General features: G+C 71.2%; 9 protein-coding genes. 2 read left to right on the top strand and 7 right to left on the bottom strand.

Going from position 1 to position 11868, the window contains the following annotated elements; genetic code table 11:
• Positions 1–101: 101 nt before the first annotated feature.
• Both G6O69_RS14090 and G6O69_RS14085 read right to left on the bottom strand, forming a co-directional pair.
• The gene (locus tag G6O69_RS14090; protein WP_172304017.1) at positions 102–422 is read right to left on the bottom strand and encodes a phosphopantetheine-binding protein; all 321 of its coding nucleotides are present in this window, start codon (positions 420–422) and stop codon (positions 102–104) included.
• A 158-nt stretch (positions 423–580) separates the two neighbouring features.
• A complete protein-coding gene (locus G6O69_RS14085) occupies positions 581–1504 on the bottom strand; it encodes a hydrogen peroxide-inducible genes activator (RefSeq protein ID WP_172304016.1) in 924 nt (307 codons plus the stop codon).
• A 164-nt stretch (positions 1505–1668) separates the two neighbouring features.
• Here G6O69_RS14085 and ahpC point away from each other — a divergent pair, with 164 nt between their 5' ends.
• Together ahpC and ahpF are read left to right on the top strand one after the other, a co-directional pair.
• Entirely contained in the window at positions 1669–2232 is a 564-nt protein-coding gene (ahpC, locus tag G6O69_RS14080) for an alkyl hydroperoxide reductase subunit C (protein ID WP_172304015.1), read from the top strand.
• Between the two features lie 134 nt (positions 2233–2366).
• Positions 2367–3938, top strand: coding sequence for an alkyl hydroperoxide reductase subunit F (gene ahpF / locus G6O69_RS14075; protein ID WP_172304014.1), 1572 nt, complete (start codon positions 2367–2369; stop codon positions 3936–3938).
• Between the two features lie 189 nt (positions 3939–4127).
• On the opposite strand, the gene G6O69_RS14070 is transcribed toward ahpF, so the two are convergent.
• The 5 genes from G6O69_RS14070 to G6O69_RS14050 form a co-directional block, all read right to left on the bottom strand.
• On the bottom strand, positions 4128–6632 hold the full coding sequence (locus G6O69_RS14070) for a serine/threonine-protein kinase (protein WP_172304013.1): 2505 nt from the start codon (positions 6630–6632) through the stop codon (positions 4128–4130).
• Positions 6633–6644: 12 nt separating this feature from the next.
• Positions 6645–7133: a hypothetical protein gene (locus G6O69_RS14065; RefSeq protein ID WP_172304012.1), complete on the bottom strand. Its 489-nt coding sequence runs from the start codon at positions 7131–7133 to the stop codon at positions 6645–6647.
• Positions 7134–7303: 170 nt separating this feature from the next.
• A complete protein-coding gene (locus G6O69_RS14060) occupies positions 7304–9031 on the bottom strand; it encodes a sigma-54-dependent Fis family transcriptional regulator (protein WP_172304011.1) in 1728 nt (575 codons plus the stop codon).
• A 101-nt stretch (positions 9032–9132) separates the two neighbouring features.
• Positions 9133–10764, bottom strand: coding sequence for a YiiX/YebB-like N1pC/P60 family cysteine hydrolase (locus tag G6O69_RS14055; protein WP_172304010.1), 1632 nt, complete (start codon positions 10762–10764; stop codon positions 9133–9135).
• Between the two features lie 63 nt (positions 10765–10827).
• Positions 10828–11838, bottom strand: coding sequence for a tetratricopeptide repeat protein (locus G6O69_RS14050; RefSeq protein ID WP_172304009.1), 1011 nt, complete (start codon positions 11836–11838; stop codon positions 10828–10830).
• Positions 11839–11868: the final 30 nt, after the last annotated feature.

Raw genomic sequence — 11868 nt, 5'->3', positions numbered from 1 at the left:
AGCCCCACGGGCGAGCATCTTTCGCGCGCCATCAGCACCCGCGCGGCCCTGCCTCTGCGGCCCACCTGGCTCGGCGAGCCGGCTCGCTCGGGCCGGCTCGCTCAGGCCGTCTCGCTCGGGGCCAGCGTGGCGCCGCTGGCCTGCTCGCGCTCGAGGAAGTCGGTGAGGCTGCGGACGCTGGCGTAGATCTGCTGGTTGGCCTCGTCGTCGCCCTGGCTGGTCACGCCAAAGCGCCGGTGGACAGCCATGGCGAGCTCGAGCACGTCGATGGAGTCGAGGCCGATCCCCGCCGAGGCCAGCGGGGCCTCGCTGTCGATGTCCTCGGGGGTGGTCTCGTCGAGCTTCAAGGCCTCGATGATGAGCACCTTGAGCTCGCGCTCGATCTCCTCCCGGGTCAACTTGCGTGCTGCCTCGCCGGGCATGGGCGGGGACTATCCTATTCTCGCTGCGCCGTCGAGTCCAGGCGGGCCCATCCCCGCGGCCGAGGGCGCCCCCTGGGCGCTGGCGCACGTCTCTCGCCAGCGCGCTCCCATCGCCCACGCGCCGTCACCCCCGGCGCCGCCCAGCGACCCCGAAGCGCTCAGATCGGCTCGAGGACCACGGCCCGCCGCGGCCGGGCGCCCAGGGGCTGCTCGAGGCTCCCACGCACGACCTCGACGAGGGCCGCGTTGACCTGGCGGCGGTAGTCCGTGCGCGCCGTGACCAGGCCGATCTCGCGCACCGGGGTCGGGGCCACCAGCGGCCGGACCTGCGCCGCGTATTTTTGTGGCGGGAGCTCGCGCAGGGCCAGCGCCGGGACCACCGTCGCCCCGAGGCCGCCGTCGACCAGGCGCATCAAGGTCTCGAAGCTCCCGCTCTCGAAGCGGATCCGCGCGGCCTCCGGCGCCGAGCTGGCGTCGCAATAAGACAGCACCTGGCTGCGAAAGCAGTGCCCCTCGGGCATGACCCACAGCTCGCGCTCGCGCAGGTCGGCCTGGGCGACCCGCTTCTTGCGCAGCAGCGGATCCTCGGCCTGCAGGTAGGCGAAGAGCGCCTCGTAACCCAGGGCCTCCTCGTGGAGTTCGGGCAGGCCCAGGGGCGTCGCCGCGATCCCGGCGTCGAGGGTGTCCTCGCGCAGCCGGGCGATGATCTCCTCGGTCTTGAGCTCCTCGATGATCAGCTCGACTTGCGGGTAGCGCTCGATGAAGGTCTTCAAGAACAGCGGGAGCACGCTCGCCGCCAGCGTCGGGATCACCCCGAGACGGTGGGGCCCCGAAGGCTCGCCCTGCGCCGCCGCGATCTGCCCGAGGCGCTCGGTCTCGCGAAGCACCGTTCGCATCTGGCCGAGGACGACCTCGCCCTCCGGTGTCACGAGCACGGGTTTTTTGCCCCGGTCGAAGAGCGCAACCTCGAGCAATTCTTCGAGCTTGCGGATCTGCATGCTGAGCCCGGACTGGGAGATGTGACAACGCTCCGCTGCGGTCCGAAAGCTCCGCGCGTCGCCGACCGCAACGGCGTAACGCATCTGTGTGAGGGTGACCTGTGCGAGATCCATGGCGCGTGCTCAGAAGTTCACTTTTTCTGAACTCACATGAAGCATGTTCTATTTGAAAGATGTTATCAAATGGCCATGCTCTCATCGAGCGCGGCGCCACGACGCGCGCCGTCCAAACCCAAACGAGGAATTCCATGTCCCTGATCAACACCGACATCAAGCCCTTCTCCGCGACCGCCTTCCACAAGGGTGAGTTCATCCCCGTGTCCAACGAGACCATCAGCGGCAAGTGGTCCGTGTTCTTCTTCTACCCCGCCGACTTCACCTTCGTGTGCCCCACGGAGCTCGAGGACCTGGCCAACAACTACGAGGCCTTCCAGAAGCTCGGCGTGGAGATCTACGGCGTGTCGACCGACACCCACTTCACCCACAAGGCCTGGCACGACACCTCCGAGGCCGTCGGCAAGGTCAACTACCCGATGATCGGCGACCCCACGGCGACCTTGGCCCGCAACTTCGAGGTCCTGATCGAGGAAGAGGGCCTGGCCCTGCGCGGCACCTTCCTGGTCAACCCCGAGGGCAAGATCAAGCTCTACGAGATCCACGACAACGGCATCGGCCGCAACGCCCTCGAGCTGCTGCGCAAGGTCAAGGCCGCGCAGTACGTCGCCAACCACCCCGGCGAGGTCTGCCCCGCCAAGTGGGAAGAGGGCCAAAAGACCCTCAAGCCCTCGCTCGACCTCGTCGGCAAGATCTGAGCCGTGCAGCCGTGGGCGGCGGCGCGAGCGGGGCAGACATTGCCCCCCCGCGCCCCGGTCGGCGCCGCCGCCCCTTTATCCCTTCTCTCTCACCTCGGCCCGACCCCCGTCCGCGATGCGCTTTGGAGGACACCATGTTGGAAGATGATCTCAAGCAGCAGCTGAAGGCCTACCTCGGCCACCTTCGCCACCCGATCCGGCTCAGCGCCGCGCTCGACGACAGCGAGGTCGCCACCCAGATGCGCGAGCTCCTCGGCGAGCTGGCCGCGGCCTCGGAGCTCGTCGACTTCGTCGAGCTCGGCCCCGACGACACCAGCCAAGGCGAGGTCCGCAGGCCGTCATTTGCGATTCACCGCCCCGACGAGGCCCCGCGCGTGCGCTTCGCCGGCCTGCCCCTGGGCCACGAGTTCACCTCCTTGGTGCTCGCCCTGCTCCACGTCGGCGGCCACCCGCCCAAGCAGGACGCGGCGGTCCTCGACCAGGTCCGCGCCCTCGACAGCGCGCTCGAGTTCGAGACCTACTTCTCGCAGTCGTGCCAGAACTGCCCCGACGTGGTCCAGGCCCTCGACCTGCTCGCCACCTCGAACCCCAAGATCCGCCACACGGCCATCGACGGCGCGGCCTTCCCCGCCGAGGTCGAAGACCGGCAGATCATGGCGGTGCCGACGATCTTCCTCAACGGCGAGCCCTTCGGCCAGGGCCGCATGGACCTCGGCGAGATCCTCGCCAAGGTCGACACCGGCGCGGCCGCCCGCGAGGCCGAGGCGATCGCCGCCCGCGAGCCCTACGACGTGCTGATCGTCGGCGGCGGGCCGGCCGGGGCCGCGGCGGCGATCTACGCCGCGCGCAAGGGCATCCGCACCGGCATCGTCACCGAGCGCTTCGGCGGCCAGGTCCTCGACACCCTGGCGATCGAGAACTTCATCTCGGTCACCGAGACCGAGGGCCCCAAGTTCGCCGCCGCGCTCGAGGCCCACGTCGGCGCCTACGACGTCGACGTGATCAAAAACCAGCGCGCCCGCGCGCTCGTGCCGGCCACCGCCGACGCGCTCGCCCAAGTCGAGCTCGAGAGCGGCGCCACACTCAGCGCCCGGGCGATCATCTTGGCGACCGGCGCCCGCTGGCGCGACATGAACGTGCCCGGCGAGCAGGAGTACCGGACCCGCGGGGTGACCTACTGCCCCCACTGCGACGGCCCGCTGTTCAAGGGCAAGCGCGTCGCGGTGATCGGCGGCGGCAACTCGGGCATCGAGGCCGCCATCGACCTCGCCGGCGTCGTCGCCCACGTGACCGTGCTCGAGTTCCTCGACTCGCTCAAGGCCGACGAGGTCCTCCAGCGCAAGCTCGCCAGCCTCGCCAACGTCGAGGTCATCACGATGGCCAAGACCACCGAGGTGCTCGGCGACGGCAACAAGGTCACGGGCCTGCGCTATGAGGACCGCAACACCGGCGAGTCGCGCGAGCTCGAGCTCGAGGGCGTGTTCGTGCAGATCGGCCTGCTGCCCAACACCAAGTGGCTCGAGGGCAGCGTCGAGCTCAACCGCTTCGGCGAGATCGTCATCGATGACCGCGGCGCGACCTCGGTCCCTGGGGTGTTCGCCGCCGGCGACGCGACGACCGTGCCCTACAAGCAGATCATCATCGCCACCGGCGACGGCGCGAAGGCTGCCCTGGGCGCCTTCGACCACCTGATCCGCGCGGCCTGAGCCCCCCCAGCCAGCCCCTGCCCCCCTGCAAGGCCCCGCGGCGTCTCGCCCCGGGGCCTTCGTCTTGGTCGACGCTCGCCCCGACACAAAAAGAACCCCCGCGCCTACACGCAGGCGCGGGGGTCATGCCGATCGATTGACTCAGACGAAGGTGGAGGACAATCAGGAAGTCGTGGGTGAGTTGGGGGCTCAAAGCGTGCGCAGCCGCCACTTGGCCTTGTGGCTGCCGAGGCGCTCGGCCGCCTCGTAGGCCGTCCGCGCCTCGCTCTCGCGCCCGCTCTCGGCGCTCGCGTCCCCGAGCAAGAGCTGGATGTCGGCGCTCTTGGGCGAGTTCGACGCGGCCTTGCGCGCGTTTCGGTACGCGGCCTCGGTGTTGCCGGTCGCGAGGTCGACGCGAGCCATGCCCGCGAGCGCGGGGGCATGGCTGCGGTCGAGGTCGAGGGCCTGATCGAAGAGGTTGCGCGCGCGGCCGTGGCGGCCCCAGTTGAGCGCGCGCTCGCCCTCGCGGCTGAGCTCGCGGGCGCGCGAGCGGGCGACCGCCCGCGACAGCTGACCGCCGAACTCGACGTTGCTCCGAGCCGTCTGCGCGTCGTCCTCGCTGGCCGCGGGCGCCGCGTCCTCGACCTCTGCGTCCGCGTCCGCGTCCGCGTCGGCCTCACCCTGGTCCGGCGCCGGCGCGGCCTGGTCGGCGTCGGCCTCGCCCTGGTCGACGCCGACCAGGCCCGCGCCGCGCCTGGACTCGGCGCGCTCGGGCACCCCCGCGACCTCGGCGAGCTGGTCGTTGACCCGCAGCGAGGTCGGGCGCTTGATCTCGTCGGCGAGCAGCTCGGCCGCGCGCTCCGAGCGACGCTCCGTGTCCTGCTCCGCGAGCACGCCGAGCACCGCCCCGAGCTCGCGCTCGAACTCGGTGTACTCGCCCTTGACCAGGCGATTTTGCAAGTTGGCGAGCTGCGGCGTGCTCATGCCGACGCGCTCGCGGGCGTGCTCGAGATCGGGGTCGAAGAGCAGCGCCTGGGCGTAGAACTCGACGGCGAAGGGCTCGCCGTGGGGCTCGCCCCAGTAGCGATCCCCGAGGCGGACCAGGGCCTTGGAGAACTCGGCGCGCAGCTGGGCCGCGCGCAGCAGCGCCATCGGCCGCGCCGGGCCGCCGTGGCCTTCGAGCTGGTAGGTCAGCTCGAGGGCCGTGGACGCGTCGGGCTCGTTGTTCGGCGGGTAGACCCAGCGCGCCATGCTGCCGGCGGCGCGGGCGTCCTCGAACAGCTCCTCGACCACCTCGGTGTCGGGATCGATGCCCACGCTCGCGGCCACGCTCGGCGAATCGGCCGAGACCGAGGTCGACATCGCCGAGGCCACGCCGATCGCGAACGCGCCGCAGGCGATCAGCAAGCGGCGACCGAGGCGACGGCGACGACGCTGGCGCAGCCGCGGCATGTCGCGGGCCAGAGCCTCGCGGCGGGCCTCGTCGACCTCGGGCAGCGGGAGGTCGTCCCAGCCGGTGGTCAGCCCGGTCGCGATCTGGACCTCGCACAGCGCGACCTCGAGCTCGTGGACGTCGGCGTAGCGCGCCTCGGGGCGCTTGGCCAGGCACTTGTCGAGGACCGCGTCGAGCTCCCGGGGCAGCTCGGGCCGGCGATCGCTGAGCTTGGGCGGCGGCGTCTCGAGGTGCGCGCTGATCAGCCCTGGCGCGTTGCGGGCCGTGAAGGGCGGCTCCCCCGTGAGCATCTCGAAGGCCAGGCAGCCGAGGCCGTAGATGTCGAGGCGCTGATCGAACTCGGTGTCGCGCAGCTGCTCGGGGGCCATGTAGAGCAGCGTGCCCGCGAGCTGCGGGCTGCTGCCAAAGGGCGCCGCGATCCCAAAGTCGACCAGGCGCACGCAGTCCGGCCGACCACCGCACTCTTGCAAGAGCACGTTCTCGGGCTTGATGTCGCGGTGGGCCACGCCCTGGGCGTGGACGTCCGCCAGGGCCTTGCAGCACTGACGCAAGATCGCAATCACCCGGTCGAGGGGCAGCGGCTCGCCGTCGCACAGCTCCGCGTCGAGGCTCTTGGGCTGGAGCAGCTCCATGGCGTAGAAGGGTCGCCCGTCGGGGAGCTCGCCGAAGTCGAAGGCCTCGACCACATGGTTGGAGTGGATCTGCGCCAGCGTCCGCGCCTCGTTCAAGAAGCGCTCGCGGTCGCGGTCGTCGTGCCCAGTCGCGCTCGGCTTGAGGATCTTCAGCGCGACCGAGCGCCGCAGGTCGACGTGCACCGCCTCGAAGACCATGCCCATGCCGCCCTCGCCCAGCCAGCGCACGATCTCGTAGCGCGTGCCGGGCACGCGATCCCCCGAGGCCAGGCGCACGCGGGTCAGCGGACGCCAGCGCTCCTGCGGCTCACCGGTCCCCTGGGAGGCCCGCGCCAGGGTCTGGCGCAGCTGGTCGCAGGGCTGGGAGTCCTCCCCTGCGCTCGACCCCGTCCGCGCTTTGGGGGCGTCCGGATCCGGGGTGGGGATCGGCGCGCCGAGCATCGTCTGCCGCATGCCCCCGATCTCCCCCGAGCGCGCGGCGGTGGCGGCGGTGGCCTCCCCCCGCTCCCTCCCCCGCTCCCGCGCCGCCGGGCTCGAGAACGTGCGCGAGATGGTCCGATCGAGCTTCGGCGTGGCGGGCGGAAACTCGATCGAGGGGGCGGGTTGAGGGGTGCTGAGCATCGCGGACATGACGCGATGGCCCTAGACTGCAATGCCGATGCCACGACCCATCGGTCGGCGCTTCATGGTCTCGCCGAGCTCGCGCTGGCGGGTCTCGAGCAGCGACTCGAAGGTCTCGCGAACCCCTTCGAATCCCTGAGCGGGGTTAGCCATATTACGGCGAAGCTCACCATAGAGCTGCTCGAGCGCAGCGTCGCTCTCCTCCGCCGCGTCGAGGAGCTCCTCGATCGAGGCGCCATTCGACACATGAGTGGTGTCGATGAAGGGGAAGCCCCAGTCGAGGCGGACGAAGCTGTCGAGGGCGGGCATGCCCTCGGCGCGCTCCACAAAGCACCTCAGCGCGCGCAGGCTGTCCCCCTCGCGGCGGCTGAGCGTGCGAGCCAGCGTTCTTTGCGAACGCTTGCGAGCACTACGCGCGACTTTTTGGTAATCGCGACCCAGCTTTTCGAGTTCGGCGGCGATCAGCTTGAGTAGGGACCTGAGGTTTGGCGGCGTCACGCATTCGAACAATGCATCGATCGTTCCACCCCGTGTGCATGCGCATGTCGTACTCGCCCCCAACGTCCGGGCGGCACAACCGGCCGTCCAGCCCGTCGCGGGCCAAAAGAGCGGTCCATCCGGTCCGTGCCACATTGGCACAAGCGTGCCAGCGAAGCACCGGCGACACGCACACGCCGGGTCTATTCGGCCTTGTACTTCTTGAGCTTGCGAAAGAGCGTGGCCGTCCCGATGTCGAGGCGCCGCGCGGCCTCGGCCTTGTTTCCCCCGGCTGCCGCGAGCACCGCGAGGATGTGCTCGCGCTCGATCTCCGCGAGGTTCATGTCGAGGCGCCGGTGCGCCTGCGCGTGCTCTCGCGCGGCCTCGCCGTTGCTGCCCTCGTGGGTGTGCGCGAAGGGGTCGAGCGGGCGCTCGCCCCCCCCCGCCCGGCCGCGCCTGCCCAGGCGCCGGGCCTCGAACTTGGGCAGGTCCCCCGCCTCGACGGTCCGCCCCCGCGCCATCGCTACCGCGCGCTCGACGGCATTTTGTAGCTCGCGGACGTTGCCCGGCCAGGTGTGCGCGAGCAGGGCCTCGCAGGCCGCGGGCTCGAAGCCCGAGAGCGTGCGACCCATGCGATCGCCGGCCTCGGCCAGCAGCAGGCGCGCGAGCGGGAGGATGTCCTCGGGGCGCTCGCGCAGCGGCGGCATCTGGATCTCGACGACGCGCAGACGGTAGTAGAGGTCCTCTCGAAAGCGACCCTGGGCGACGTCGGCGGCGAGGTCGCGATGCGTGGCCGCCAAGATCCGCACATCCACCGGCCGGGGGTGGTTCTCGCCGAGGCGCCGGACCTCGCGCTCTTGGAGCACACGCAGCAGCCGGGTCTGGGTCGCCGCCGTGAGCTCGCCGATCTCGTCGAGCAGCAAGGTCCCGGTGTGCGCCGCCTCGAACAGGCCGACGCGCTCGCGGGTCGCCCCGGTGAACGCGCCTTTGGTGTGGCCGAAGAGCTCGCTCTCGAGCAGCTGCTCGGGCATGGCCCCGCAGTTGACCCCCACGAAGGGCCCGCCCGCGCGGCTCGAGTGCGCGTGGATGAAGCGAGCGAGGCGCTCCTTGCCCGAGCCCGTGGGGCCGGAGATCAGCACGGTCGAGTCGACCGGGGCGACGCGTCGGGCCATGTCGAGGACGGCGCGCATCAGCGGGCTGCGAGCGACGATCCCCTCGACCTCGTCCTCGTCGAGCGCCGCCGCGCGCCCCGAGCCCAGCGAGCGCCGGCGGGCCTGGAGCTTGCGCTCGAGCTCGTGGATCGTCTCGCGCACGCGGATCAGCGCGTCGTCGAGCTCGCGCTGCTCGTAGAAATCGATCGCCCGGCCGTAGCCGCGCTCGATCATCACCTCGCGCGAGTCGGCGCGCATGCGACAGACCGCGTCGCCGCGCCCGCGGCAGCTGGTCTCGACGCAAAACACCTTGGTCCCGAACGCGCGGCTGAGGTAGCCGGCCGCGAAGCCACACAACGACCAGCACACCGGCTCCTCGGCCTCGCCGAAGTGCAGCAGGTGCTGCTCGGCCTCGTAGGAGTCGCGCCAGATCGCCTCGGCGAAGGGCGGCGGCGAGGCCTGCTCGCTGTGGTGCACCGGCTCGAAGCCGACCATGCCCTGGAGCCGGTGCAGGCGCCCGCCGGCGCGCTGCCACTCGCGCGGGCTCTCCCAGGGCAGGCCGTGCTCGAGGGTCTCGGCCGTGCGCCAGCCGTGGGCGTAGCCGAAGCGGGTCATGACCCCGCGCGCCGCGGTCAGCCCGAGCAGGTCGACCAGCTCCTTGCGCAGCAGGCCGAGGGCGACCGCGTCGAAGATCAGCGCGCGCTGACCAGCGAAGCGGATCACCCCCCCGTCGCTGGCGTACTCGAGCAGCTCGTCGAGAACCAGATCCGCAGCGCGCATGGTCGCTACGGTATCACTTTCGGCTCTCGGTCAACCCCACCCCATCGGTTGTGGGTCATCGAGCCTCACCCGCGCTCGGCGGAGTCCCCGTCCCCCCTGGGTCATTGCCGGCGATAGTCCCACTTGCCGCGCTCGGGGGTCTCGAGGAAGGTCGCCTCGTCGGAGACCGCCGCGGCCTGCTGACGCTCGACCGCGTCGATGAAGTACACGAACTCGAATTGCGCATTCACGCTGCCCCGCTCCCGCACATAGAGGCGCGCGAGCTCGTTCGCTGGCAAGGTCTGGCGACCGGCGAGCTCGACCAGAGGCAGCGTCAGGCCGCGCTTGCCCTGCGCGGGCCGATAGGCGCGCCAGACCAGCTCCGTGCACACCAAGGCGTGATCCGTGGCGAAGTCGAAGTCGAAGTCGTAAGGCCGGTCCAAGAAAGCAAAAGCAGCAGCGATGGCCTGGGCCTTGTCGAGCTTGGACAGGCGCGGGCGAATGGCGGCGGCGTAATCGCCGACGCAGTGGTCCAGGGTGTTGAAAACGACTCCCTCGCTGATCGCCTCGATCACCCGGTAGGGCTCGGCGATCCGCCCCGCCCGATAGCGTCGCCAGCGGACCGGGTGGCGACGCTCGAGATAGGTCGAAAAGTCGATCGCCTCGCCCGTCTCGCGGTGCAGCCACGCGTGCACCTCGGGATCGTCGAAGTAAGCCGCGAGCTTGTCGGGGTCGCCGAGATAGAGCACCGCGTGCGGCCAAAAACCCGGTAGACCGACGTTGCTCAGGTACCAGCTCTTGCGCGTCAGCAGCACGTCGCCGGGCTCGAGGGCGTCCTCGAGACCCTCCTGCAGCCCCTCGTCGATCAGGTACCAGCCCACCCGGCGCAGCCGCGTATCTCCCATCCACTCGGCGACCCCCTTTTGCGCCGGATACCAGACCCGCCGGACCCCGCGCCTGATGACCTCGAGGTCACTGCCGGCCGTATCGACGCCGCGCTCGAGCTTGCCGTAGCCGGCGAGCACCGAGAGGTGACGCTCGATCCGATCCCAGAGCCACTCGACCCCGGCCGCCCGGGCCTCCTCTCGACCCTTCACCCCGCGCTCGAGGACCGCGAGGTAGCGGCGACCGGCGCTGATCCGCGCGGCGTCGCGGGTGCCCTGGAGCTGCTGGCGGTAGCTCGAGAAGCTGCCCACCCCGAGCTCGCGATCGTGGTGCGGAGCGTCGATGAATTTGACGACGTTGGGGTTTTGGCCGAGCAGCGCGGTCAGGCGCGTGGCCTTCTCGTAGAGCGAGAGCTCGGCCGCGTAGGTCAGCAAGAAGCTGCGCAGGTGTCGGCTGCGCTGGGCTCGCGAGGGGTCGAAGTCGGGGCGCTCGAGCTCGGTCAGCGGGCTGTCCTGGCTGACCCAGAACACCGCCAGGCGGGTGACACCCGCGGCCATGGCCAAGAACGTGGCGACCAGGACCCGCCGGCGGACCTCGCGGCCGTGGGCCGTCTTGCGAAAGGCGTCGCCTTGGAGCGCGCGCCCGCCAGCCACGAAGAGCAGGGCCAGCGCGCCGATGATCAGCAGCAGGCCGAGCATGTCCGGCAGCCACGCCAGGCCCTGGTCCGCGAGGTAGAAGCCGATCGCCGCGCCCAGACACGCGGGGACGATCCACACGCCCAGGCGGTGGAGCACGAGCCCGAGCTTGCGCTGGCGCGGATCGATACCGGGCGCGGGCGCGGTGCCTGGCGCGGGCTCGTGCGTGGGCATCTCGCGCAGGATCGCACGAGCGCCCGCACGCGTGGATCATTTGACCGTTGACCGCGGCGACGCTCAGCCGGTCGACCCGGCGGCGGCCTCGGCGACGCGGCAACCCAGCGCATAGCCCAAGGCGCACGCCCGCTCGAACTGCCGCCGGGCGTAGTCGAGGTCGACCTCGACGCCCAGGCCGTCGCGGTAGAGCGACCCGAGGTCGACGCAGCCGCGGGCCGAGTCGAGGGCGCAGCCGCGATGAAAGTGCTCCCGGGCCCGATCCAAACGCGCGGCCTCGTCCCCGGGCAGCGCCCCGTCGCGCTCGAGTCGACCGAGCAGCACGCAGCCCTCGCCATCGCGCAGCTCGCAGCCCCGCTCGGCCAGCGCAGCGGCCTGGTCGAGGTCTTCGCCCACGCCCACGCCGTCGAGGTGCAGGTGCGCCAGGCGGGTGCAGGCCAGGGCGCTGTCGGCCTCGCAGCTGCGCGCGAGCAGGGCCGCCGCGCCGGGCTGATCCGCCGGCATCCCCAGGCCGCTGAGCATCGCCGCCGCCAGGGCGACGCAGCCGTCCGCGTCCCCGGCCGCGCAAGCCCGACGCTCGAGGTCGTTGGCCTGCGCGTGCTTCGAGGCCGCCCGCAGCGGTCGCGCGGCCTCGTCACAGGCGTCGGCCTCCCCCAGCGCACAAGCCTTGGTGTAGAGCGCCTCGGCCAGGGCTTCATCTTCGCCCCGCGCTTCGACGAGGCTAGCGAGCTCAGCACAGGCGACCCCTGCGTCGAGCTCACAGCCAGCGCGCAGCGCATCCTCGGCGCGTCGCAAGTCCCGAGCGAGCCCCTCGTCCGCGAGGTAGAGCTGACCGAGGCGAGCGCAGGACTGACCGTGGCGCGCGTCGCAGCCCCGGGCCAACCATGTCCCCGCCGCCTGGAGATCTCGCTGCGCGCCCTCGGCCAGGGCCGGCTGCGCCAGCTCCCAGCACGCCTCGCCCTCGCCCTGCTCACAGCGACGCTGATGCTCGCGCTCGGACTTCGCCTCGCGCGAGCAGGCCCCCGCCGAGAGCGGCGCGAGCAAGGAAGCGAGGAGCAGCGCGCGCGTACGCATGGTCTCGATGATAGGGCCGCCTCGCGCTCG

The sequence above is a fragment of the Pseudenhygromyxa sp. WMMC2535 genome, from assembly GCF_011083025.2.
Note: the sequence above shows the minus strand (reverse complement) of the source record. Positions and strands in the feature narration are given on the sequence as shown.